Raw genomic sequence first — 23,980 nt, forward strand, 5'->3', positions numbered from 1 at the left:
GCGCGGTGACCACTTCCTGGCGACGTGGCCCGCCCCACCCCGCCACGAAGTACACACGCCGCCACGACATCGCGTGGCGGCGTGTGTACCTCGTGGCGTGATGCAAGCCGACCACCTGCCGTCCGCTCGCCGCGCACCCTGCCCGGCCCGCGCCTCCGACGTTCGCCCCATCCGCACGCCGCGCGTCCTGTCCGCCCCGCGCCTCCTGCACTCGCCCCGTCCGCACGCCGCGCACCCTGCCCGGCCCGCGCCTCCTGCACTCGCACCGTCCGCTCGCCGCGCACTCTGCCCGGCCCGCGCCTCCTACCTTCGCCCCGTCCGGACGCCGCGCACCCTGCCCGGCCCGCGCCTCCTGCGCTCCGCTCCCTGCCGTCCTATAGCGGGACCTACGCGGGCAGGCTGTGCCGACCACCGCAAGCTGTGCTGAACGCCGACCGCCGACCGCCGACCGCGGCCCGCGGCCCGCGGCCCACGGGCTGTGGGCTGTGCTGCCGGCTGCAAACTGTGCCGCCCCGCGACCGACGCCCGCCGCCCGCTGCCCGCCGCCGGCCGCCGCTGGCCGCACGTCGCCCCCTACGCCGCCACCCGCCGCCGCTCCCGCCCGCGCATCACCACGACGACCGCCACCATCGCCGCGAGCGCCAGCCCCACGATCACCGGGGCTCCGACGTCGACGGCGCTCTCGAGCCCTCCGCGGGTCGCCTGCGCCCCGAGCCACAGGGCAGTCGCCCCCTGCACCAGGTAGGCGACGAGGTACACGGCCGACAGCGTCCCCGCCCGGTGGTGTTCCGGAGCGAACCGCGACACGATCCCCAGCCCCGACGCGAAGAAGAGGCTGTAGCCGACTCCCGACAGCACGCAGAACGCCAGGAACAGCCCCAACGACTGCTGTGCCGCGGCCAGCACCAGTGCCGTGAAGCTGAGCGCCGTCGCCCCCGCCGCGACGACGACGGCGACGACCACCGGGACGCGTCGTGACGCGAGCGCCACGACTGCGATGACCACCATCGACAGGGCGATCACCGCGCCGGTCACGAAGGCGTTGTCGCTGCCGATCAGCGTCACGCCGATCTCGGCACCGAGCGAGAGCACCACGGCCCCGAGAGCGTAGGAGGCGCTGACACAGACGGCCGCGGCGCCCACCGCCCCGAGGAGCGCGCGCGGCACGCTCGGCCACCGTGGCCTCCACTGCCCGGCCTGCTCGTCCCGGTCCCGCGGCAGCCGCCAGACGAGGACGAGCACGCCCACCTCGACGACGAGCAGAACCCAGTACGTGAGGTGCAGCGGTTCGGGCGCGTACTGGACGAGCGCTCCGCCGAGCAGCGTCGCGAAGACGAGGCCCACAGCGGTGGAGGCGGTGCTGATGGCTCCGGTGCGCGCCGAGTTGACGGGACCGGCGATGTCGATCATCGCGGCGGTGGCGGGGCTGAGCGACAGGCCGACGCCGAGGCCCATGAACGCGCGGCCGACCAGCACCCAACCGACGTCCGGAGCCAGCGCGAACAGCAGCACACCGACGATCGACGCGCTCACGCCGAGCAGGATGCTCGCCCGCCGGCCGATCGTGTCGCTGAGGCTGCCGAAGACGAGCAGCACGACGACGAGGACGAGCGGGTAGACGGCGAAGATCGCGGTCGTGACGAACGGTGTCAGCTGCCAGTCGGTCGCGTAGAGCGGGTAGACCGGCGTCGCGGCGCCGCTCGTCCACAGGGCGAGGGCGAGGACGGAGGCGCAGGCCCAGAACGCGAGCCGGTCCGGCCCGTCGGGACGGACGGAGGCAGCGAGGTCACGGGGCATGTCGGCGACGCTAGCACCCTGGATACGAAAAGCCTATCGAGGTAGGGTGTCGGCATGGCTTCTCGTGGACCCCTCGACCCGCGTTGCGGCATCGCGCGCAGCCTCGACCTGCTCGGCGAGCGCTGGGCCCTGCTCGTGGTGCGGGAGGCGCTGCTCGGGCACACCCGGTTCTCGCAGTTCCGGGCGCGGCTCGGCCTGTCGCCCGACGTGCTGACGGCCCGGCTCGAGTCGCTCGTCGCCGCCGGCGTGCTCGAGCGCTCGACCTACCGGGAGGACGGAGCCCGAGAGCGCGTCGAGTACCTGCTGACCGACGCCGGCCGCGACCTCTCCCCCGTGCTGGCCGCCCTCGCCGTCTGGGGCGACGAGCACGATCCGCACCCCGACGGCGCCGCACGGCGGTTCAGCGTCGCCGGCTCGGGCGAGCCCGTGCGGGTCGCGTTCGTCACGGGCGACGGCCGCGAGGTCGAACCCGCCGACGTCGAGATGGTTCCGCGCGCGGGCGCTTAGGCCGCGCCTCCTCGGGTCCGCGGCCGTTGCCGCCGGCCCACCTGCCTGCTTTCGCCCGGCTGTCGGTCCACCCGCCAATCCCGCAGCCCCGCCTGCGAGCCCGCCTGCCCGCCAGCCCGCCAGCCCGCCAGCCCGCCACGAAATAAACACCCCGCCACGGAATCAGATGGCGGTTTGTTCATCTCGTGGCGTGGTGCGGGGCGCGCGGACTCTCAGCCCGCGCTGTCGACCACGTCGGGCTTGGCCGGTCGCGGGAAGGCCGCGCGCATGTGGTCGCTCGTGAGGAGGTCACCGATGCCGATCATCAGCAGCGAGAAGACGATCTGTTCGACGACCATCCACCCGGGGTAGAGCCCGGGGATGGTCGCGATGATCAGCGTCACGATCGGGAAGATGCGGCTGAACAGGCGGAGGCGCGAGTAGGCCCAGTAGTAGCCGAGCTGGGCGCGCCACGCGAATACGTACAGCGAGGCGGTGATGAACAGGACGACCGTGGAGCGAAACCACACGGCCCACGGGACGTGTTCGCCTCGGCTGGTGAGGACGGCGGCGATGAAGATGGCGGTGAGCCCGACCACGGTCTCGCCGAACAAGAGCCACCGGATGCCGACGAAGCTAAGCACCGTGCGCGGGTGCCGCTGCATGTCCTCGTGGATGACGTAGCCCGAGTGTCGCCCCCCGGCCAGCCGGTCGAGCTGCAGCCGCTGCCACACCCGGTCGGCCGCGGCCGACAACCCCAACCCAGAGGAGGCGCGGTGCCACAGCCCAGCGCCCGTCACCCTCGCACCCCGTCCGCTCGTCTCACGAACACCTATGGTGCCCTATCCCACCCTCAGAACTGACCACCCTCTGCCTGCCCGGGCTGCAGCGTGAAGCACCACGAACTCGACGACACCTGGACCTTCGAGCGGCCCGTGTAGACCGTGATGGAGTAGCGAGTTCCATCTGTGCTCCACACTACGAGCCATTCGTCCCTGCCATCAGGCGTAAAGACCCGCTCGGTCCGGAAGTCCGCAGAGTCAGCCAGTTCTGATTCCACGAGGGAGAAGTACGCCTCTTGTTCTGGGGCTTCGGCGTACTCGATAGTCGTCGACCCGGTCCATTGGTGTCGACCCTCGGAACACGACATCAGGACCCCGTCGGCTGGCTCCAGGATGCCCACGATGCCCTCCGCGCCGCCCATGGACGCCAGGTCTCGTTGAGTCACCATGATGTCGCGTTTCAAGGCCGCGAGATCCACTCGATCGGTCTGTTCGTCTATGTACTTCATCTGCTCAAGCCCCTCCGGGGTCTCTTGGGCGCAACCCGCGACCAAGCTGGACAACACTGCAATCACGGCTGCACACCGAATCGCTATAAATCTCGCCTTGGTTTTAGCCATCAGGGAACAGCTCCCGCCTCAAGGCATCGCGCACCGGTGCATTGTCGTCACTCGATCGAGCGACGAGCGCATGGTTGTCGTCCAGCTTCCAGACCGGGGTGTAGCTTGCCCCGGTCTGCTCGAGTTCCACGTCATGCGGACTCTGGTAGTACCCACGCGAGTCGAAGTCGTCGGACCGGTTCGGGTTCCGCCCGCCCCAGACACCACCGGTTGACTGGGCCTCCATCAGGAAGTCCCAGTAGCTGTAGTCGGTGTAGGTCGTGCCCGCTCGCGGCTCCCACTCCGGCGGCATCCCGGCACCCGCGAGGGAGATCACCTTGTCGTACGTGGCCCCGTGGACCTCGGCGGACGTGATGTTCGCCAACCCCCAACTGTGCCCGATGGCCACGTCGCGGTATCCGGGTTCCGTTCTGATCGGATCCACGGCCAGCCCCCGCTGGAAGTCGTACAGCGCCTTGCTCGTCCCGCGCGCGAATTCGGGGTCGTTGGCCTGCGCGAAAGCCCCGACGAATTCGGCCGGGTTCTTGCTGCCTTCGGCGCCACCCGGGAAGACTCCGTCCTTGAAGACGAACGCCACAGACGTTCCATCCGGATCGTTCGCCTCCAGCCACTTCGCCATCTGCTGCAGACTTCCGTTCTTCCCGTAGAACGAGTCCATGTTCGTCAGCGTCCCCGGCACGTAGGTCAGCACCGTCCTGGTCGATTCGTTCCAGTCGCCGATCATCTCGATGATGCGACTCTTCGTCGGGTCGAAGAGGTACAACTGAACCGTCGGCGGCTCCGCCACCGCTCGCCCGAGGTACGCTCGTTCGCGCGCCAGTGCGGCCAGCAGCTCATCGTCGCCTTGCAGCCCCCGCCGCCCGATCGGCCCCACCATCTCGTCGATCTCGGCCATCCGCCGCTTCGCGTTGAACACGTTCGCCGCGACCCGTACCGACGGCGGCAGACCGTCGAGGGCCCCGATGATCGCCGGAGCCCCTCGCACCAGTGCCACCTGCACCGCGGTCAGCCCATCAGCGTTCCGCGCACCCTGCTGGCCGAGCTCGTCCCACCAGGCCCGCACCCGCTCTTGATCGGCCAGGAACGCCTCGTCGACCAGTTCGGGGTGCTGCTCGAGCAACATCGTCAGCTCGGTGGCCGAGAGCCCTGCCAGCAGCGCCAGCAATTCTTCGGACGACCCCGCGGCCAGGGCCTCCCCGGTGACCTGCGGCAGGGGCCCCATCGCCTCGGGGCTCTGCAGCGCGGCGATGCACCGACGATCGGCCGCAGCCCGCTCTTCGACCAGGTCGGCCCACAAGCCCGCGACGACCTCGAGCTCGCGTTGCTCGTCGTCGATGCGACGCTGCAAGGTCGACCGTTCACCCGAGCGGTACTCGGACTCCACGACGATGCCGATCAGGTCGTCCCGCGCCGCGTCCTGCGCCTCACGCATGATCGTCTTCAAGGCGACCCCCGTCGAGAGGATGTCCTGCTCGGCCATCGCGCGCCGCGCCTCCAGGGTCTGCTGCGACCCCTGGATCAACGACACGTCGACCGCGTACGCCTCGAGCGCCGCCGCGTGGTGCTCGAGGCCCCGAGCCACAGCAGTCACCTCGGCGGACACGTCCGTCATGGACGCGACGAACTGTTCGCCCGAGCGTCCCCGCCAGCACTCGGCACCCCAGCTCGCCGCCTCGGCCAACCGGTAAGCCGCCACCTCGAGATCGTCGACCTCGGTCCGCCTCGTCGTCGCGAGCTGCCGGATGCCCTCGACCGACCCGACCCCCGGGTCGGCGTCGGCACTCACTTGGACCCCACCCCGGCCAGGTCGTCCACCGGCAAGCCGGCGGCGAGCCGCGACTCCACCTGTTCGAACTCGCGCACGAACGTCGTCGTGAAGTCGCCCACCGCCTGGATCGCCTCGACGGCCAACCCCGCCCGTCTCACCAGCTGCCCCGTCGCCTCGTCGAGGACCCCCGCCACGTTCGGTGAGCCGACGTCGGCCGCCGACCCGAGCGTCAGCGTCGCCGACACCTCGGCGTCGACGGCCGCCGTCGACACCCGCCACGCAACCGACGTCAACGTCTTCTCGTCCACCACCAGGTCTGCCATGCACCCTCGCCCTCCATCATGCGACATTCACATATCGCTGCCGATGGGAGCCACCCTAGCAATGCAGAACGCCCGGTGTGGAAACGATCCACAACCGGGCGTTCAGTCCACAGGCGGGCCTGCGGGCGGTGCCGTTCCGTCGACGGGACGGGCACGGGAGAAGGACTACGGGCGCTTGCGCTTCTCGCGGACGCGCATGTTGACTGTGATGGGCGTCCCCTCGAAGCCGAAGATCTCGCGCAGGCGTCGCGTGATGAAGCGACGGTACTGCGGGTCGAGGAACCCGGTCGTGAAGAGCACGAAGGTCGGCGGGCGGTTCGCGGCCTGGGTCCCGAACAGGATGCGCGGCTGCTTGCCGGACCGCAGCGGGTGCGGGTGCTCGGCGACGAGCTCGGCGAGCAGGGCGTTGAACTTGCCGGTCGGGATGCGGGTGTCCCACGACTCGAGCGCGAGCTCGAGGGCGGGCACGAGCTTCTCGAGGTGACGACCCGTGCGGGCCGAGATGTTCACGCGCGGGGCCCACGACACGTGGTCGAGGTCCTGCTCGATCTCGCGCTCGAGGTAGCGGCGACGGTCGTCGTCCAGCAGGTCCCACTTGTTGAAGGCGAGCACGAGCGCGCGACCCGACTCGAGCACGAGGTCGATGATGCGCAGGTCCTGCGTCGAGATCTGCTCCGTTACGTCGATCACGACGACCGCGACCTCGGCCTTCTCGAGCGCGGCCGAGGTGCGCAGCGACGCGTAGAAGTCGGCGCCCTGCTGCAGGTGGACGCGCTTGCGGATGCCGGCGGTGTCGACGAAGGTCCACACGCGACCGGCGATCTCGACCTGCTCGTCGACGGGGTCACGGGTCGTGCCGGCGAGCTCGTTGACGACGACGCGCTCTTCGCCCGCGGCCTTGTTCAGCAGCGAGCTCTTGCCGACGTTCGGTCGACCGAGGATCGCGACGCGACGAGGGCCGCCGATCTCTTGCTTGGCCACGGTCGAGACCGCGGGCAGCTTGGTCATGCACAGGTCGAGCAGGTCGGCGACGTTGCGACCGTGCAGCGCCGACGCGGGGAAGGGCTCGCCCAGCCCCAGCGACCACAGTGACGCGGCTTCGAGGTCTTTCCGGGCGTCGTCGCTCTTGTTGGCGACGAGGATGACCGGCTTGTGCGAGGCACGGAGCATCCGCACGACGGCCTCGTCGGTGGCGGTCGCCCCGACGTTGACGTCGACGACGAACAGCACGGCGTCGGCCAGGTCGACCGCGATCTCGGCCTGCATCGCGACCGAGCGGTCGATGCCGATCGCGTCGGGCTCCCATCCGCCGGTGTCGACGAGCGTGAAGCGGCGTCCGCCCCATTCGGCCTTGTACGAGACGCGGTCGCGCGTGACGCCGGGCTTGTCCTCGACGACGGCCTCGCGCCTCCCGAGGATGCGGTTGACCATGGCGCTCTTGCCGACGTTCGGTCGGCCGACGATCGCCAGCACCGGCAGGGCCGGGGCGTAGGTGAGTGCGTCGGGGTCCCAGTCGGCCCCCTCGAGGACGTCGATGTCGCCCTCGTCGAGGTCGTAGTCGGTCAGGCCGGCGCGGAGGGCTCGGGCGCGCTGGTCGGCGTCCTCGTCGGGCATCGTCTGGATGCGGTCGACCATCTGCTCGTCGAGCTCGGGGTACTTGTCGTCGTCTGCCATGGGGCTTCCTTAAGAAATGGGGGTGCTCGCTCGCACGAGCTCGACCACGGCCTGCACGGTCTGGTCGAAGTCGAGTTGGGTGGAGTCGACGGTGGAGACGCCGGGTGCGGCGGTCATGAAGTCGACGACCTTGCTGTCGAGCCGGTCGCGGGTCGAGAGCTGCCGAGCTGTCTCTTCGGCACTCTGCCCGGTCACCTCGGCCGAACGCCTGGCCATTCTAGCGGCTTCGCTCGCGGTCAACAGGATTCTGACCTGGGCATCCGGTGCGACGACGGTCGTGATGTCGCGCCCCTCGGTGACCATGCCCGGCTTGTCCGTCGACGCGATGATGCGGCGGAACAGGTCGACCATGAACCGGCGGACCTCGGGCAGCTTGGCCACGTGGCTGACGGCCGTCGTCACGCGTGGCGTGCGGATCTCGTCGGTGACGTCGCGACCACCGATCGTCACCGAGGAGGCGCGGGCCGGGTCGATCCCGATCGCGTAGTGGAACGTCGGCAGCGTCGCGATGACGGCCTCGGCGTCGTCGAGGTCGACGCCGCTGTCGAGCGCGTGCAGGGCGAAGGCCCGGTAGGCCGCCCCGGTGTCCTGGTAGTCGAAGCCGAGGGAAGCTGCGGAGGCGCGGCTGACGCTCGACTTGCCGCTCCCGGCCGGTCCGTCGACGGCCACGACGACGTGGCGGTGCACGGCCTCGGCGGTCTCGGCCCGCAACTCTTCGACGTGGGCCTCGCCGGCGGGACCCCCGACGCCGTGATCACCCGGCGAGCGCTCGGGGTCGACGTCCGACGAGCCGACGGGGCTCGTGCCGCCCAGGTCGCCGCTCACGCGAACGCCCCCACGACGGTCCAACCCCGGGTCTCGAGTTCGGTGACGAGTCGGTCTTCTTGTTCGGGCACGATCGATACCTCCGCGAGTCCTACCTGCGCGCCCGGCGAGTGCTCGAGCCGCAGATCTTCCAGGTTGACGCCGATCTCACCGATCTCGGTGAGCAGGCGGGCCAGTTGCCCGGGAGTGTCGTCGACCATGACGATCACCGAGCTGAACTGGGTCTGTTGCCCGTGCTTGCCGGGCAGACGGGCGACGCCGACGTTGCCGGCGCCGATGCTCTCGGCGACGGCGCGGCGACTGCCCGGCGCGTCGGGTGCCTCGAGGGCCTCGACGACGCGGTCGAGGTCGGCGCGCAGGTCGCGCAACACGACGGCCACGCGGGAGGCGTTCGCCCCCAGGATCTGCGTCCAGAGCGCCGGGTCGCTGCTCGCGACCCGCGTGACGTCCCGGACGCCCTGACCGGCGAGGCCGAGCGAGGCGTCGGGTGCGTCGCGCAGACGCGTCGCCATGAGGGAGGCGACGACCTGCGGCGCGTGGCTGACGAGGGCGACGCCGGCGTCGTGTTCCTCCGGCGTCATCTCGATCGGGGTCGCTCCGAGGTCGAGCGCCAGGTCTTCGACGGCGGCCGCCCGACGGTACGTGATGTCGTCGTGCCCCGCGATGACCCAGGGGCGGCCGACGAAGAGGTCGGCGCGAGCCGAGACGGCTCCCCCGCGTTCGCGGCCGGCCATGGGATGCGAGCCGATGTACCGCGACACGTCGGCGCCGCGCGCACGCAACTCGGCGAGCGGGGCGACCTTGACCGATGCGACGTCGGTCACGAGCGCCTGGGGCCAGGCGTCGAGTTCGCGCGCGACGATGTCGCTGGTGACGTCGGGCGGCACGGCGACGACGACGAGCCCGGGGGCGTCGCCGTCGGCCGGGGGCCGCCCGGCGCCGTAGTCGACGGCGAGGCTGCGCGCCGCCGGTGACACGTCGTCGAGGATCACGTCCACGCCGTGCTGACGCAGACGCAGACCGATGCTGGCACCGAGCAGACCCGAACCGACGATGCGCACCTGGCCTGCCAACCGGCGGCTGCCCGCCGTCAGCACGCCGACCGTCGAAGGGTCGGCCGACGGCGCGTGAGCGAGGAGCGCGTCAGACCCGAAGGCGTCGTCGGACGAGGAGGCGCGGTGCGCGTCGGTCACGACCGTCCGCCCCCTCGGGGACCACGTCCCCCGGCGTCGGGTCGGCCACGGTACGGACGGTCGCCGCCACGGTCGTCGCGGCCTCCGCGGTCGTCGCGGCCTCCACGGTCGTCGCGGCCTCCGCGGTCGTCGCGCGGGCCACGGGCGGGTCCGCCACGCGAACCCCCGCGGTCGTCGCGTTGCTCACGGCCCTGGTAGCCGCCGCTGCGCGCCCCGTCGCGGCCTCCACGGTCGTCGCGACCCTGGTAGCCACCGCGCGAGTCTCCGCGGTCGTCACGACCTTGGTAGCCGGCACCGCGCGAGCCACCGCGGTCGTCACGACCCTGGTAGCCACCGCGCGAGTCTCCGCGGTCGTCACGCTGTTCTCGTCCCTGGTAGCCACCACGCGACGCACCACGGTCGTCGCGACCCTGGTACCCACCGCGCGAACCACCACGGTCGTCACGACCGGCACGATCGTCACGTCCACTCCGGTCGTCGCGGCCCTGGTACCCGCCACGCGAGCCGCCACGGTCGTCGCGCGAATCGCGCCCACCCGTGTAGCCACCGGCACCGGCACGACGGTCGTCACGCGCGCCACGGTCGTCTTCGCCCCGCTCCGCTGCGCCGCGGTCGACCCATCCGCGGTTGGTCGCCTTGCCGCCGGCACGGATGCCCGAGGGGCGTCCGGTACGCGGGTCGCGGTTGGCGTCGCGGTTCGGGTACCCCGCCGCGCGCTCTTCTCCAGGGCTCAGCGGACGGTCTCCACCACCTCGAGGCGCACGGTCGTCGCGCGAGACGAACCCGCCTCGCGAGCCGCGATCGTCGCGAGACACGAACCCACCGCGATCGTCACGACCGCGGCCGTCGTCGTTCCGCCCCTGGTAGCCCGGTCGTGCTCCCCCGCGGTCGTCACGTCCCTGGTACCCGCCGCGTGCCGGACGCTCGTCGCGCCCGCGACCGTCGTCGTTGCGGCCCTGGTAGCCACCACGAGATCCACCGCGGTCGTCACGTCCCTGGTACCCGCCGCGAGCGGGACGCTCGTCACTGCCGTGGTAACCGGTGCGAGCCGGTCGTCCCTCGCGTCCGCGACCGTCGTCGTTGTTGCCCTGGTAGCCGCGCACGGGACGCTCGTCGCCCGAGCGTCCGTCGTGCCGGTTGCCCTGGTACCCACCTCGGGTCGGGCTCTCGTCGCGTTGACCGCGGCGCGCCTCCTGCTCTCGCCGGACCTGCGCCCGGCGCGAGGTCGACTCGGCCTGGTCGCGGGCCGCGGCACGGCGACGCTCGGCACGGGCATCGGTCGCGGGATCGTACTCTTCGTCGTCCTCGTCGTAGTAGTCCTTCTCGACCTCGTCCTCGGCGAGGGCCAGCTCGACGACGTCGGCCTCGTCGACGGGGGCGTCGGGGCTTTCGGTGATCGGGGCGGCGTCGACCGTGGAGTCGGCCGTGGCGTCGCGCGAGATCGTGAGGATGGCCCCGAGCTCGACCTTGGTCAGCGAGCGCATGTGGCCGACCTTGAGCGTGCCGAGGTGCAGCGGGCCGAACGACCGGCGCACGAGGTCGATGACCGGGTGGCCGACGGCCTCGAGCATGCGACGGACGATGCGGTTGCGCCCGGAGTGCAGGGTGATCTCGATCAGCGACGAGTCGGACGAACGCGAGAGACCCGCGCCACCGGCGACGAGCGTCGCCTTGTCCGCCGCGATCGGGCCGTCGTCGAGTTCGACGCCGGTCATCAGCTCGTTGAGCACGGCGGGCGTGACGACGCCCTTGACCTTCGCGATGTACGTCTTGGTGACGCCGAACGACGGGTGCGCGAGAACGTGCGCGAGCTCGCCGTCGTTGGTCAACACGAGGAGGCCGCTCGTCTCGACGTCGAGGCGGCCGACGTTGAAGAGGCGCTCTTCGTACTGCTCGGTGAACTGACGCAGGTCGGGCCGGCCGTTCTCGTCGCTCAGGGTGCTGACGATGCCGACCGGCTTGTTGAGCATGACGTAACGACGCGTGGCGTCGAGCTGCACGGCGCTGCCGTCGACGACGATCTTGTCTTTGGTCGGGTCGATGCGGCGGCCGGGTTCGGTGACGACCTTGCCGTTCACCGTCACCCGCCCGGCGGCGATCATGTCTTCGCTGACCCGGCGCGAGGCCACGCCCGCGGCCGCCATGACCTTCTGCAAGCGCTCGCCCGAGGCCAGCTCGGAGTCGTCGGAGGAGAACTGACTACGCGACATCGTCGAAACCTCCCTGGCCGTCCGAGAGCAGGGGCGAGATGAGCGGCAGCTCATCGAGCGAGTTGATGCCGAGATGGGTCAAGAGGAGGCCTGTCGTTTCGTAGTTGATGGCGCCTGTCTCGGGGTCGGTGGACGACTCCGTGATCAGACCGCGACCCAGCAGCGTACGGACGACCGAGTCGACGTTGACCGCCCGGATCTGGGCGATGCTGCTGCGGGTGATGGGTTGCTTGTAGGCGATGACCGCCAGCGTCTCGAGAGCCGCTGAGGACAGTTTCGTCGGGTTCTGCGTCAGCACGAAATCGCGCACGACCGGATCGTGCTCGTCACGGACGTAGAATCGCCAGCCGCCACCGACCTCACGCAGCTCGAAACCCCGTCGGATCGTGCCGTCGACACCGTCGAAATCGGCCACGAGCGTCGTGATCGCCTGCCGCACCGCGGCGACGGGGGCGCCGACGGCGGTCGCCAGGTCGACGAGCGACTGCGGCTCGTCGGCGACCATCAACAACGCCTCGAGGCGACGTGCGACGGCATCGGGTGACGACGGCGATTCGGCGACGGCCTGGACGACGTCGTCGTCGGCCGTGCCCACGGACGAGGAGGCGCGGGTCGCGTCAGCCCTCATAGTCGGCCCCCAGCGCCGCGAGGTTCTCTTCGGTCCAGGTCTCGGCCACCCAGCGCACGCTGAGTTCACCGAGCGGCTCGACCTGCTCGAACGAGATGGACGCGTGGCGGTACAGCTCGAGCAGCGCGAGGAACCGGGCGACGACGACGCCCTTCTCGTCGATTCCCGCGACGAGCTGGCGGAAGGTGAGGACCGACCCACGACGGAGCAGCGCCACGACGACGGCCGCCTGCTCGCGGATGCTGACCAGGGGGGCGTGGAGGTGGTCCAGGCCGACCGTGGGTGTCTCGCGCGGCGTCAGTGCGAGGGTGGCGAGCGCCGCGAAGTCGTCGGGCGAGAGCGTCCAGACGAGCTCGGGGGTCGTGACGCGGTACTTCTGTTCGAGCCGCACCGAGCGGGCGTGACGCGCCGCCTCGGCAGCGCCGTGCTGCGCGAACCACTCGGCGGCCTGCTTGAAGGCCCGGTACTGCAGCAGCCGGGCGAAGAGCAGGTCGCGCGCCTCGAGCAGGGCGACGTCCTCGGCGTCGACGAGCTCGCCCTGGGGCAGCAGCCCCGCCACCTTGAGGTCGAGCAGCGTGGCCGCGACGACGATGAACTCGCTGGCCTGGTCGAGGTTCTCGTCGGTGTCGATGCGACGGAGGAACGACAGGAACTCGTCGGTCACGGCGCTGAGGGCGACCTCGGTGATGTCCATCTCGCGCCTGCTGATCAGCGAGAGCAGCAGGTCGAACGGCCCGCTGAAGTTCTCGAGCCGCACCTCGAAGCCCGACGAGACCTCCGAGCCCGCGAGGGCGGTCTCGTCGGCGCCGGCCTCGGCGGTCGCCGACTCAGGCCGCGGCACCACGCGCGATCAGCTCTCGGGCCAGCTGGCGGTAGGCCTGCGCCGCCGGGTGCTCGGGGGCGAACTTGGTGATCGGGGTGCCGGCGACCGAGGCGTCGGGGAACTTCACGGTGCGGCCGATGACGGTCTCGAGCACCTGGTCGTCGAACGCCTCGACGACGCGTTCGAGCACCTCGCGGCTGTGCAGCGTGCGCGAGTCGAACATGGTCGGCAGGATGCCGTCGAGGGTGATCGCGGGGTTGAGCCGGTCGCGCACCTTCTCGATGGTCTCGACGAGCAGGGCGACGCCGCGGAGGGCGAAGAACTCGCACTCGAGCGGGATCAGCACGCCGTGCGCCGCGGTGAGGGCGTTGACGGTCAGCAGGCCGAGCGAGGGCTGGCAGTCGATCAGGACGACGTCGTACTCGTCGCTGACCTGGCGCAGGATGCGCGCGAGGATCTGCTCGCGGGCGACCTCGTTGACGAGGTGCACCTCGGCGGCGGAGAGGTCGATGTTGGCCGGCATGACGTCGAGGTTGTCGACGCGGGTGGGCACGATGACGTCGTGCGCGTCCTTCACGGCGCCGATCATCAGGTCGTAGATGGTGGCCTGGTCGTGCGACTGCACGCCGAGGCCGGCCGTCAGCGCACCCTGCGGGTCGAAGTCGATGGCCAACACGCGACGGCCGTACTCGGCGAACGCGGCACCGAGGTTGATCGTCGTGGTGGTCTTGCCGACGCCGCCCTTCTGGTTGCAGAGGGTGATGATGCGGGCCGGGCCGTGGCTCGACAGGGGCGCGGGAGTCGGGAACTCGGTGCGCGGGCGCCCGGTGGGGCCGTTCGCGGGGACAGTCGCCGGAGCGCTCTCGAAGAGGGCGGGGGTGCTCGAGGTCGGCTTGGTGCTCACGGGTAAGAGAGTACCGGCGCCCCCCGACGCCGACGGGCTGCCGCGCCCGGCCCGTCACCAGGAAGCCTCATGCCTTGCTTGAGGGTTTTGCCTGGTCAGCGCCAGGTCGGGGCCGGGTCGGGGCCGGGTCGGCCTCGGGTCCCCGCGTGGTGGGCGCCGGGTCGTCGTCGGGTCGTCGCCGGGTCGTCACGCGGGTGACGACGCCCACCGGGCACGCGGGTGCGCCGTCGAGTAGACGTCCCGCAGCGCGTCCGCCGTCACCAGCGTGTAGATCTGCGTCGTCGCGACCGACGAGTGCCCGAGCAACTCCTGCACGACCCGGACGTCGGCCCCGCCCTCGAGCAGGTGCGTCGCGAACGAGTGCCGCAACGTGTGCGGCGACACCTCGACGCCGAGCTGCGCCCGGTCGGCCGCCGCCTGGATGATCAGCCACGCGTTCTGCCGGGACACCCGGGCCCCGCGCGTGCCGAGGAACAGCGCGGGCGTCGGGTCTCCCCGCGGCGAGAACACCGGTCGGGCCCTCACCAGGTAGGCGTCGAGAGCCCGGCGCGCGTAGCTGCCGAGCGGGACGACGCGCTGCTTGTTGCCCTTGCCGAACAGGCGCACGACGTCGCCCTCGATCACGTCGTCGACGTTGAGCGACACGGCCTCGCTCACGCGTGCCCCCGTCGCGTAGAGCAGCTCGAGCAGGGCCTTGTCGCGCAGCCGGGTCGGTTCGTCACCGTCCGTCGCGGCGAGCAGCGCCTCGACCTGACCCACCGAGATCGCCTTGGGCAGGCGACTCGGCAGCTTGGGCGGCCGGGTGGTGGCTGCCACGTCCACCGCGACCAGCCCCTCCTCGAGCGCGAAGCGGTGGAAACCGCGCACCGACGACAACACCCGGGCCACCGAGGAGGCGCCGAGCGGCTTCTCGGCGCGGGTCGCGAGAGCCGCGGGGAACGTCGCGACGTCCGCGGCCTCGACCTCGTCCAGGGTGCGCCGTCCGGCCTCCGCCAGGTGCGCTCGCCAGAGGACGAGGTCGCGGCGGTACGCGGCGGTCGTGTTCGGGCTGAGGCCACGCTCGACCGAGACGTGTCTCAGGTACCTGTCCAGCGCCTCCTCGATCGTCACGAGGTCAGGCTACGGCCGGGACCGCCGTGCCACCTCGGCGACGCACGCCTCAGCGGGACGCGACCGCGGCGAGCGCCGCGATGCTGAGGATCGAGTTGTGCAGCCGGCCGGCCAGCACTCCGTCGACGATCTCGTCGAGCGAGACCCAGCGCTTCTCGATGTCGGCTTCTTCGTCGCTCCGCTCGAACGCGTCCGCCGTGGCGCCGACGCCGGTCGCCCGGAAGACCGTGACCATCTCGTCGTTGCCGCCGGGTGTGGTGTGGAACGAGACGAGCTCGTCCCAGTTCGTCGCCTGCAGGTCGGCCTCTTCGGCGAGCTCGCGCTTCGCGGCGTCGAGCTTGCTCTCACCCTCGGCGTCGAGCAGGCCGGCGGGCAGTTCCCAGTCGCGGGAGCGGATCGGGTGCCGGTACTGCTTGATGACGAGCACGCGCTGCTGGTCGTCGACGGCCAGCACCGCCACGGCACCGGTGTGCGCGACGTACTCGCGCACCATCGGCGAGCCGTTGTAGTCGACGGTGTCGCGCTTGACGTTCCAGACCGCGCCTTCGAAGACGACCTCGGACTTCGTGATCGTCGGCGACGCCGGTTCGTCGGCGAGCGGCTCACCGGTCGTGTCGGTCACGCCACGACCTCGGCGGCGTCGGCTTCGTCGGCGAACAGCTTGCTCGCATCGTGGCGCTCGAGCGACGCCGCCACGAGCCCGGCGAACAGCGGGTGCGCGTCGTTGGGGCGGGACCGCAGTTCGGGGTGGGCCTGCGTCCCGATGTAGAACGGGTGGACGTCGCGGTCGAGTTCGACGTACTCGACGAGCGTGCCGTCGGGTGAGGTGCCCGAGAAGCGCAGGCCCGCGTCGGCGATCTGCTGACGGTACTGGTTCGAGACCTCGTAGCGGTGGCGGTGACGCTCGGACACCAGCTCGGACCCGTAGAGGTCGGCGGCGAGCGAGCCCGGCGTCAACGCGGCCGGGTAGAGGCCGAGGCGCATGGTGCCGCCCAGGTCACCGTCGGCGATGATGTCGACCTGCTCGGCCATGGTCGCGACCACCGCGTACTCGGTGTCGGGGTCGAACTCGGACGAGGAGGCGCCGGTCAGGCCGGCCTCGTTGCGCGCGTACTCGATGACCATGCACTGCAGGCCGAGGCACAGGCCGAGCGCCGGCAGGCCGTTCTCGCGCGCGAAGCGCAGCGCGCCGAGCTTGCCCTCGATGCCGCGGATGCCGAAGCCACCGGGCACGCAGATGCCGTCCACCTGGCTGAGGGCCTTCGCGGCGCCCTCGGCGGTCTCGCAGTCGTCGGAGGGGATCCAGGTCAGCGACACCTTGGTCTGGTGTGCGAACCCGCCGGCCTTGAGGGCCTCGGTGACCGAGAGGTAGGCGTCGGGCAGGTCGATGTACTTGCCGACCAGGCCGATGGTGACCTCGTGCTTCGGCTCGTGGACGGCGGTCAAGACGGGCTGCCAGCCCGACCAGTCGACCTCGCCGGCCTTCTCGCCGAGGCCCAGGTGGTCGATGATGTACGCGTCGAGCCCCTGGTCGTTCAGCATGGCCGGGATGTCGTAGATGCTCGCGACGTCCTTCGCGTTGACCACGGCGTCCTCGTCGACGTCGCACATCAGGGCGATCTTCTTCTTGTTGCTCTCGCTGACCGGACGGTCGCTGCGCAGCACGAGGGCGTCGGGCTGGATGCCGATCGAGCGCAGGGCCGCGACGCTGTGCTGGGTCGGCTTGGTCTTCTGCTCGCCCGACGCGCCCATGTAGGGCACGAGGGAGACGTGCACGAAGAAGACGTTCTTGCGACCGAGCTCGTGGCGCACCTGACGGGCGGCCTCGATGAACGGCTGGCTCTCGATGTCGCCGACCGTGCCGCCGACCTCGGTGATGATCACGTCGGGCTTGGGGTCGTCGTCGGCCTGCTGACGCATGCGCCGTTTGATCTCGTCGGTGATGTGCGGGATGACCTGCACGGTGTCACCGAGGTACTCACCGCGTCGTTCCTTCGCGATGACGGTCGAGTAGATCTGCCCCGTCGTGACGTTCGCTGACTGACCGAGGTCGATGTCGAGGAACCGCTCGTAGTGCCCGATGTCGAGGTCGGTCTCGGCGCCGTCGTCGGTGACGAAGACCTCACCGTGCTGGAACGGGTTCATGGTGCCCGGATCGACGTTCAGGTACGGATCGAGCTTCTGCATGACGACCCGCAACCCGCGGGCCGTGAGCAGATTGCCCAGGCTGGCGGCCGTCAGGCCTTTTCCGAGGGAGGAGACGACGCCTCCGGTGACGAAGATGTGCTTCGTCGTGCTGGCATCTGGACCCGAGTTCTCAACGTTCACCACGGGATTCCATCCTATGTCACACCGAGCCGTTCCGACAGACCACGCCTGTTACGAACGTGTGTCGGCCGTGGCCGGTCGGCGGGCCGACGAGGCGAGTTCGAGCAGTTCACGGGCATGCTCGAGACCGCTGGAACTGTCGGGCAGTCCCGAGAGCAGCCGGGCCATCTCGGCGACGCGCTCGTCGCCCTCGAGCTGGTGCACGCTGCTCGCCGTCACCTCGCCCGAGGCGTCCTTCACGACGCGGAGGTGGTTGGTGGCGAACGCGGCGACCTGGGCCAGGTGCGTCACCACGATGACCTGTGCCCGTTCGGCGAGCGCCGCCAGGCGTCGGCCGATCTCGATCGCGGCCGAACCGCCGACGCCGGCGTCGACCTCGTCGAAGACGAAGGTGGGCACGTCGCTCGACCCGGCCATGACGACCTCGAGCGCGAGCATGACGCGCGAGAGTTCGCCGCCGGACGCGCCCTTGCCGAGGGGGCGGGGCTCGCTGCCGGGGTGCGGCCTCAGCAGGAGCGAGACGACGTCGCCGCCGCTCGTCCCGAGCTCGTCCCGAGGCGAGACCTCGACGACGATCTCGGCACCGGTCATGGCGAGGGCGCTCAGCTCGGCGCTGACCCGCGTCGAGAGGTCGGCCCCGGAGGCGCGGCGCAGGTCCCCGAGGACGCCCGCCCGTCGTTCGGCCTCGGCCCGCAGCTCGGCGACCTCGTCGTCGAGGTGCGCGAGGCGGTCGTCGTCGCCGTCGAGCTCGACCAGGCGTCGGCTGCCGTCGTCGAGGAGGCGGATGACGTCGTCGAGGGTGGGGCCGTACTTGCGGACGAGCCCGGCGAGGTCCGCGCGGCGGGTCTGCACCGACTCGAGTTCGACGGCCACGTCGGCGTCGAGGGTGCCGAGGTAGCTCGACAGGCGGGAGGCGGATTCGCCGACCTGCACGCTGACCTCGGCCAGCAGGTCGGCGATGGGCTCGAGCGCCGGGTCGTGCGGGGCGACGCGTTCGATCTGACGGCGTGCCTCCTCCACGAGGGAGACGACGTCGCGGGTCCCGTCGACCGCGTCGGTCGAGAGCACCTCGTGGGCGAGGCCGGCTGCCAGCCTGAGGTCTTCGGCGTTGCTGAGTCGCTCGGCCGCGGCATCGAGCTCGTCGAGTTCGTCGGCCACGGGGGCGAGGCCTTCGATCTCGTCGATCGCGGCCCGCAGGGTGTCGGCCTCGTCACGTCGGGCGTCGCGGTCGCGGGTGATCTCGTCGAGTTCTGCTCGGGCGGCCAGCCAGGCGTCGTACGCGCCACGGTAGTGTGCGGCGGCCTCGGCGAGGGCGGCCCCGCCGTGCGCGTCGACGGCCGCGCGTTGGGCGGCAGCGGACTTCAGTCGGATCTGCTCGGACTGGCCGTGGACCACCACGAGGTGGTCGGCGAGGTCGCCGAGCACGCCGATCGGGGCCGTGCGTCCGCCGACCACCGCACGGCTACGTCCCTCGGCCGAGACCACACGACTGAGGAAGAGCTCGCCGTCGTCGACGTCGCCGCCCGCGTCCCGGACGCGCTCGACGATGGCCCCCTCGGCGGGGACCAGCCAGCGCCCGTCCACGACGGCCTGGGGGCTGCCCGAGCGGACGACGCCGCTCTCGGCACGCTGACCGAGCAGCAGGCCGAGCGCCGAGACGACCATGGTCTTGCCCGCCCCCGTCTCGCCGGTGACGGCCGTGAATCCGGGGCCGAGCGGCAAGGTCGCGCGACCGATCACGCCGAGGTCGCGGATCGAGATCTCTTCGATCATCGGTCGCCCTCGCGGGCCGGATCGGACGTGGTCGGGGTGATGGAGGCCCCGACGGCGACGTCCTCGACGGTGGCCGGTCCGCGCCAGCCCGTGACGGGGAGCTGGAACTTGGCCACGAGGCGATCGGTGAACGGGCCCGTCCGCAGGCGGGCCAGTCGCACGGGCTGGTCGGAGCGGCTGCACTCGACCCGGGCCCCCGGGGGCAGGTCGTGCTCTCGGCGACCGTCGCACCACAGGATGCCGCGAGCGTCCGTGCGGCTCAGCACCTCGACGGCGAGCACCGAGTCGGGCCCGACGACGAGTGGTCGGGCGAAGAGCGCGTGGGCACTGAGCGGCACGAGCAGCAACGCCTGCACGGCAGGCCACACCACCGGGCCGCCGGCCGAGAACGAGTAGGCCGTCGAGCCGGTCGGCGTGGACATGACCACGCCGTCGCAGCCGAAGGACGACAGAGGACGACCGTCGACCTCGATTACGACCTCGAGCATGCGCTCGCGTGAGGCCTTCTCGACCGTGGCCTCGTTCATGGCCCAGGTCTCGTAGACGACCTCGTCACCGTTGGTGACCTTGACGTCGAGCGCGAACCGCTCCTCGACCTCGTAGTCGGCCGCGAGGACGCGGGCGACGGTGTCGGCCATCTCGTCGCGCTCGCTCTCGGCCAGGAACCCGACGTGGCCGAGGTTGACGCCGACGATGGGAGCGCGGGTACCGCGGATCAACTCGGCGGCACGGAGGATCGTGCCGTCGCCACCCAGGACGATGACGCATTCGAGGTCGTCGCAGGCCACGCCGTCGAACAGGATCTCGACGTCGTCGATGGCGGCCGTGGGCTGTGCCCGACGGATGTCGTCCCACTCGTCGCGGGGAAGGACGGGAACCACACCGGCGTCGCCCAACAGCCCGCAGACCTCGAGGGCGGCGTCGATGGAGTCGGGACGCCCCGTGTGCGAGACGACCAGGATGTGTCGTGTCGAAGAGATGTCGTTCACCCTCTCGTCAAGCTGTCGGCCGTGCTGAGCCATTCTGTCGGATTCGTCCCGACCGAGGCCGAGAAGTGCACACAGTACTCGCGGTTGCCCGAGCCGCCGACGATCGGGGACGAGATGAGCCCGGCCGTGCCGAGCCCCAGGTCGTGGGCGGCCCACAACACCGTGGTGACGGCCTCGTTCCGCAGCACGGGGTCGAGCACGAGACCCTCCCGGACGCCCTGTCGGCCGACCTCGAACTGCGGCTTGATCAGCAGGACGAAGTCGTTGTCCACACCCACGCTCGCCATGAGTGCGGGGAGCACCATCGTCAGCGAGATGAACGACACGTCGGCCACCACGAGCGACACCGAGGAGGCGCGGGTCGTCAACGCCGCGAACCGCTCGGCCGTCAGGTACCGCGCGTTCTCGCCCTCGACGATCGTGACCCGCGGGTCGAAACGAACCGGGTTGGCCAACTGACCGTGGCCGACGTCGAGGGCGACCACGTGCTCGGCCCCGCGCTCGAGGAGGACCTGCGTGAACCCGCCCGTGGACGCTCCGACGTCGAGGGCCGTCCGGCCCGTGGGGTCGACCCCGAACGCGTCGAGCGCGCCGAGGAGCTTGTGTGCCGCACGACTCACGTAGTGGTCGAGGCCGGCGACGGCGACGTCGTCCGACTCGCCCACCCGAGCGGACGCCTTGACCACCCCCACGCCGTTGACGGTCACCAATCCGTCCGACAGCAAGCGGGCGGCATGCGTCCGTGACCGGGCGAGACCACGCCGGGCGAGGACCGAGTCGAGTCGATCCCCCGGCGCCTCGGCGGCCGTCATCGACCGCCCTGACCGATGTCGTCGGTGGTGCCCTCGAGCACGGCGCGGAGCTCGTCGTGGATCGCGGCGAAGGCCTCGGCCCGCGAGGCCAAGGGGAGGGACTCGATGCCCGACAGCTGCTCGGCGGACGCCACCTGCGCCTCCTGACGGTCTGCGGCGTCCACGACGTCGAGGTCGGTGTCGCCGCGGACGGTCGCGTCGGGATGGTCGCTCATGGTGCCGTCCAGACTAGCCGCCGCCCCTGACGGTCGGGTCGGGAGCGATCAGCCGTCGGCGTGCAGCTTCGGGTCGACGTCGAGCCCGTAGATGGCCTTGCCTGTCCCCCACACCGCGGCGGCCCCCGCGCGCAGCAGGTCGACGGGGTCGCCTCCGTCGGACAACACCCGCACCACGTGACCGCGGACGGCGACGCTCGCCCCACGGACCGTGACGACGTGCACGTCCTCTTCGTCGTGTTCGACGGTGTCGGGGTACGGCTGGTCCAACTCACGGAGGTCGCCGACGATGAAGTCCGGCCGGGACTTCGCGTCGGCGGCGAGCACCTGCTTCGCGCCGTCGATGCCGGTCAGCACCAGGATCGAGACGAGTCCCGCGGCGTTCGCGCCGACGATGTCGGTGTCGAGCCGGTCCCCGATGAACGCGGCCTTCGTCGCCCCGAACCTCTCGACGGCCGCGGTGAAGATCGGGGTCTCGGGCTTGCCGGCGGTCACGGGCAGGCGCCCGACGGCCGTGTGGACCGCGGACACCAGCGTTCCGTTGCCGGGCGCGACACCACGCTCCTGCGGGATCGTCCAGTCCGTGTTCGTCGCGATCCACGGGATGCCCGTGTGCAAGGCGAAGGACGCCTCGGCGAGCTGCGCCCATCCGACGTCGGGGCTGAAACCCTGCACGACCGCCGCGGGCGCGTCGTCGGCCGAACGGGTGACGACGAAGCCCTCGGCCTCGAGCACCGACGTCAGGCCCTCGCCGCCGACGACCAGCACCGTCGAGCCGGCGGGCACGGCATCGACGAGGAGGCGCACGGCGGCCTGCGGGGACGTCACCACGTCGTCCGCGTCCACCGAGAGTCCGTAACCGGCCAGTTGACCGGCCACCGTCTCGGCGGTCCGCGACGCGTTGTTCGTGACGTACCCGACCCGACGGGTGCGAGCCAGATCCGTCAGACTCTCGACCGCGTGGTCGATGGCGTGCCGCCCCCGGTAGACGACCCCGTCGAGGTCGGCGAGGACGGTGTCGACGCCGTCGAGAGGCGTCACCGCGTCAGGCACGGTGGTCGTCGACGTGGCCCGTGCCCTGCGGGGCCGTCTCGGGATCGGCAGTCTCATCGTGGTGGCCCTGCTCCTCGTCGTGCTGCTCGTCCGTCTGATCGTCCGGACGCTGCTCGGGTCCGTCCAGGTCGTCGGCGCCGCCCTGAGGCTCCGCTGACACCCCGCCGGGCTCGCCGAGTGCCGGCTCACCGGACTCGTCAGACGTCGGTTCATCGGCATCTTCGGTGGTCAGCTCAGCGGGCTCGTCAAGGGCGACGGGTCGTTCGTCGGAGAATTCGACGTCCTCCTCGACGATCTCCACGGTCTCGCCGTCGGCGCCACCGTGTTCGAGGGCCGCGAGAGCGTCCTCGGCCCGGTCGGCGAGTTCGAGCCATTTCTCCCCCTCGTCGGGGCGACCCAGATCCTCGAGGACCGTGCCGTAGGCGGCGAAGAGGGCCGGGCTGTAGCTGAAAGCCTTCGTCCGGTCGAGTTGGGGGATCTCGAGCTCGCCCAGAGCAGCTTGGGGTTGGCCGAGGTCGAGACGGGCACCCGACATCGCGATGGCCAGTGAGACGCGCACCTGGACGTCGAGTGTCGACACGTCGACGGACCGCCCGAGCTCGAGCGCCCGCTCGGGACGACCCAGACCTCGTTCACTGTCGACCATGAGAGGCAACTGGTCATCACGGCCCGAGATGCGACGGTAGGTGCGTAGTTCGCGGAGGGTGAGGGCGTAGTCCCCCACCTGGTAGGCCGTGATGGCGATCGTCTCGCGGACGACGGAGATGCGCCCGGCCCGACGTCCCGCCGAGAGGGCGTGCTTGTGGGCTTCCTCCGGGTCCTCGTCGATCAGACGACCAGCCATGACCAGGTGCTTGGCCACCCAGTCCGCGTTCTCCTTGCTGAGCGTCTTGAGCTCACCACGGGCGACCTTGTCCAGATCACGGGGCTCGACGTCATCCGGGACGTGCGCGACCTCTTGCGCCGGACGGACCGACTTGATGCCGAACGGGTCACGGTCTTCCGGGGTCTCGCGGGGCGTCCAGCCCTCTCGACGGTCACCACGTCCCGTCGAACCGGCACGAGGCCCTGCTCCGCGACGATCGTCGCCACCCGGGCGACTACCGCGCTGCGGACGGTCGCCCGACGACGGACGATCTCCCCGCTGAGGCCGGTCACCATACGAGGGACGATCCCCTCGCTGCGGCCGATCACCGGAGGACGGACGATCCCCGCGCTGTGGCCCGCCGCTCGAGGGTCGCCCCCCGCTGGGGCGTCCGTTGGAGGGACGTCCCTCGGACGGACGCTCGCCGCGCGGAGGACGCCCGCCGGCCGGGCGATCGCTCGACGATCGGCCCCGGTCACCGAACGAGGGTCGGCCTGTGCCCCCACCGCGGTTCACTCCCCCGCTGCCAGAGCCCGAGGAGGGACGGCGTGGGCCGTCCTTGCGGTCGTCGTCGTCGCGATCAGTCACCGAAGTGCTCCTCTGTTGTTCTCTGCCAGCTGTCGAGTTGTGAAGGGTCGACTCTACCAAAGCGACCACGACTGCAGGAGGCGCGGTTCGGCTGGGCGAGAATCGTCCCGTAACGCAGAAAAGCCGCCCCAACTGGGGCGGCTCTTCTGGTGTTTCGTGTGCTGTTCGCACTAAAAGGAGTCCGGCGGTGTCCTACTCTCCCACAAGGTCCCCC

General features: G+C 70.9%; 21 protein-coding genes and 1 pseudogene. 1 reads left to right on the plus strand and 21 read right to left on the minus strand.

What is annotated here, in order from left to right:
• Positions 1–573: 573 nt before the first annotated feature.
• Positions 574–1,797, minus strand: a complete 1,224-nt coding sequence (locus IFT79_RS10005) for an MFS transporter (RefSeq protein ID WP_192123901.1) — start codon at positions 1,795–1,797, stop codon at positions 574–576.
• Between the two features lie 54 nt (positions 1,798–1,851).
• On the opposite strand from IFT79_RS10005, the gene IFT79_RS10010 reads away from it, so the two are divergent.
• A complete protein-coding gene (locus IFT79_RS10010; RefSeq protein WP_123569915.1) occupies positions 1,852–2,304 on the plus strand; it encodes a winged helix-turn-helix transcriptional regulator in 453 nt (150 codons plus the stop codon).
• A gap of 212 nt (positions 2,305–2,516) precedes the next feature.
• On the opposite strand, the gene IFT79_RS10015 is transcribed toward IFT79_RS10010, so the two are convergent.
• The 20 genes and pseudogenes from IFT79_RS10015 to IFT79_RS10110 all read right to left on the minus strand — a co-directional run bounded on the left by IFT79_RS10015 (position 2,517) and on the right by IFT79_RS10110 (position 23,157).
• Positions 2,517–3,083, minus strand: coding sequence for a hypothetical protein (locus IFT79_RS10015; protein WP_342211815.1), 567 nt, complete (start codon positions 3,081–3,083; stop codon positions 2,517–2,519).
• Positions 3,084–3,136: 53 nt separating this feature from the next.
• A complete protein-coding gene (locus IFT79_RS10020; protein ID WP_148053606.1) occupies positions 3,137–3,685 on the minus strand; it encodes a hypothetical protein in 549 nt (182 codons plus the stop codon).
• On the minus strand, positions 3,678–5,381 hold the full coding sequence (locus IFT79_RS10025; RefSeq protein WP_192123903.1) for a hypothetical protein: 1,704 nt from the start codon (positions 5,379–5,381) through the stop codon (positions 3,678–3,680). Before IFT79_RS10025 ends, IFT79_RS10020 begins: the two co-directional genes overlap by 8 nt.
• 86 nt (positions 5,382–5,467) lie before the next feature.
• A complete protein-coding gene (locus IFT79_RS10030; protein WP_192123905.1) occupies positions 5,468–5,776 on the minus strand; it encodes a hypothetical protein in 309 nt (102 codons plus the stop codon).
• Between the two features lie 165 nt (positions 5,777–5,941).
• Positions 5,942–7,411, minus strand: a complete 1,470-nt coding sequence (der, locus tag IFT79_RS10035) for a ribosome biogenesis GTPase Der (protein WP_369794368.1) — start codon at positions 7,409–7,411, stop codon at positions 5,942–5,944.
• Between the two features lie 48 nt (positions 7,412–7,459).
• Positions 7,460–8,137 (minus strand): (d)CMP kinase, encoded by a 678-nt coding sequence (gene cmk / locus IFT79_RS10040; protein WP_192124008.1) that lies wholly within the window; start codon positions 8,135–8,137, stop codon positions 7,460–7,462.
• Between the two features lie 134 nt (positions 8,138–8,271).
• Positions 8,272–9,369: a prephenate dehydrogenase gene (locus tag IFT79_RS10045; protein WP_056044918.1), complete on the minus strand. Its 1,098-nt coding sequence runs from the start codon at positions 9,367–9,369 to the stop codon at positions 8,272–8,274.
• Between the two features lie 1,514 nt (positions 9,370–10,883).
• A pseudogene (locus tag IFT79_RS16395) lies at positions 10,884–11,678 on the minus strand (pseudouridine synthase); the annotation flags it as partial.
• Complete coding sequence (gene scpB, locus IFT79_RS10055) at positions 11,668–12,306, minus strand: SMC-Scp complex subunit ScpB (RefSeq protein WP_192123907.1); 639 nt, start codon at positions 12,304–12,306, stop codon at positions 11,668–11,670. The pseudogene IFT79_RS16395 and the gene scpB, both read right to left, overlap by 11 nt.
• The gene (locus tag IFT79_RS10060; protein WP_192123909.1) at positions 12,296–13,150 is read right to left on the minus strand and encodes a segregation/condensation protein A; all 855 of its coding nucleotides are present in this window, start codon (positions 13,148–13,150) and stop codon (positions 12,296–12,298) included. The genes scpB and IFT79_RS10060 overlap by 11 nt, the downstream gene beginning before the upstream one ends.
• Positions 13,134–14,033, minus strand: coding sequence for a ParA family protein (locus tag IFT79_RS10065; protein ID WP_056044876.1), 900 nt, complete (start codon positions 14,031–14,033; stop codon positions 13,134–13,136). The genes IFT79_RS10060 and IFT79_RS10065 overlap by 17 nt, the downstream gene beginning before the upstream one ends.
• A gap of 186 nt (positions 14,034–14,219) precedes the next feature.
• A complete protein-coding gene (gene xerD / locus IFT79_RS10070) occupies positions 14,220–15,143 on the minus strand; it encodes a site-specific tyrosine recombinase XerD (RefSeq protein WP_123569910.1) in 924 nt (307 codons plus the stop codon).
• A 49-nt stretch (positions 15,144–15,192) separates the two neighbouring features.
• Positions 15,193–15,765 (minus strand): NUDIX domain-containing protein, encoded by a 573-nt coding sequence (locus IFT79_RS10075; protein WP_056044878.1) that lies wholly within the window; start codon positions 15,763–15,765, stop codon positions 15,193–15,195.
• Positions 15,762–17,471 (minus strand): CTP synthase, encoded by a 1,710-nt coding sequence (locus tag IFT79_RS10080; protein WP_082452737.1) that lies wholly within the window; start codon positions 17,469–17,471, stop codon positions 15,762–15,764. The genes IFT79_RS10075 and IFT79_RS10080 overlap by 4 nt, the downstream gene beginning before the upstream one ends.
• Positions 17,472–17,522: 51 nt before the next feature.
• Positions 17,523–19,244, minus strand: a complete 1,722-nt coding sequence (recN, locus tag IFT79_RS10085; RefSeq protein WP_192123910.1) for a DNA repair protein RecN — start codon at positions 19,242–19,244, stop codon at positions 17,523–17,525.
• Positions 19,241–20,224: an NAD kinase gene (locus IFT79_RS10090; protein WP_233568379.1), complete on the minus strand. Its 984-nt coding sequence runs from the start codon at positions 20,222–20,224 to the stop codon at positions 19,241–19,243. Before IFT79_RS10090 ends, recN begins: the two co-directional genes overlap by 4 nt.
• Before the next feature lie 5 nt (positions 20,225–20,229).
• Positions 20,230–21,045: a TlyA family RNA methyltransferase gene (locus tag IFT79_RS10095; RefSeq protein WP_192123912.1), complete on the minus strand. Its 816-nt coding sequence runs from the start codon at positions 21,043–21,045 to the stop codon at positions 20,230–20,232.
• Positions 21,042–21,260, minus strand: coding sequence for a hypothetical protein (locus tag IFT79_RS10100; protein WP_192124010.1), 219 nt, complete (start codon positions 21,258–21,260; stop codon positions 21,042–21,044). Before IFT79_RS10100 ends, IFT79_RS10095 begins: the two co-directional genes overlap by 4 nt.
• A 48-nt stretch (positions 21,261–21,308) precedes the next feature.
• Positions 21,309–22,301, minus strand: a complete 993-nt coding sequence (locus IFT79_RS10105) for an HAD-IIA family hydrolase (protein WP_342211816.1) — start codon at positions 22,299–22,301, stop codon at positions 21,309–21,311.
• A 4-nt stretch (positions 22,302–22,305) separates the two neighbouring features.
• Positions 22,306–23,157, minus strand: a complete 852-nt coding sequence (locus tag IFT79_RS10110; protein WP_192123916.1) for a hypothetical protein — start codon at positions 23,155–23,157, stop codon at positions 22,306–22,308.
• Between the last annotated feature and the right edge of the window lie 823 nt (positions 23,158–23,980).

The sequence above is a fragment of the Frigoribacterium sp. CFBP 8759 genome, assembly GCF_014841655.1.
Classification (GTDB): domain Bacteria; phylum Actinomycetota; class Actinomycetes; order Actinomycetales; family Microbacteriaceae; genus Frigoribacterium.

Coding starts and splice junctions, on each gene's coding strand:
- der (WP_369794368.1), bottom strand. CDS start 7,411: ATGGTCGACCGCATCCAGACGATGCCCGACGAGGACGCCGACCAGCGC.
- scpB (WP_192123907.1), bottom strand. CDS start 12,306: ATGAGGGCTGACGCGACCCGCGCCTCCTCGTCCGTGGGCACGGCCGAC.
- IFT79_RS10005 (WP_192123901.1), bottom strand. CDS start 1,797: ATGCCCCGTGACCTCGCTGCCTCCGTCCGTCCCGACGGGCCGGACCGG.
- IFT79_RS10110 (WP_192123916.1), bottom strand. CDS start 23,157: ATGGCTGGTCGTCTGATCGACGAGGACCCGGAGGAAGCCCACAAGCAC.
- IFT79_RS10020 (WP_148053606.1), bottom strand. CDS start 3,685: ATGGCTAAAACCAAGGCGAGATTTATAGCGATTCGGTGTGCAGCCGTG.
- recN (WP_192123910.1), bottom strand. CDS start 19,244: ATGATCGAAGAGATCTCGATCCGCGACCTCGGCGTGATCGGTCGCGCG.
- IFT79_RS10030 (WP_192123905.1), bottom strand. CDS start 5,776: ATGGCAGACCTGGTGGTGGACGAGAAGACGTTGACGTCGGTTGCGTGG.
- IFT79_RS10095 (WP_192123912.1), bottom strand. CDS start 21,045: ATGACGGCCGCCGAGGCGCCGGGGGATCGACTCGACTCGGTCCTCGCC.
- IFT79_RS10100 (WP_192124010.1), bottom strand. CDS start 21,260: ATGAGCGACCATCCCGACGCGACCGTCCGCGGCGACACCGACCTCGAC.
- IFT79_RS10010 (WP_123569915.1), top strand. CDS start 1,852: ATGGCTTCTCGTGGACCCCTCGACCCGCGTTGCGGCATCGCGCGCAGC.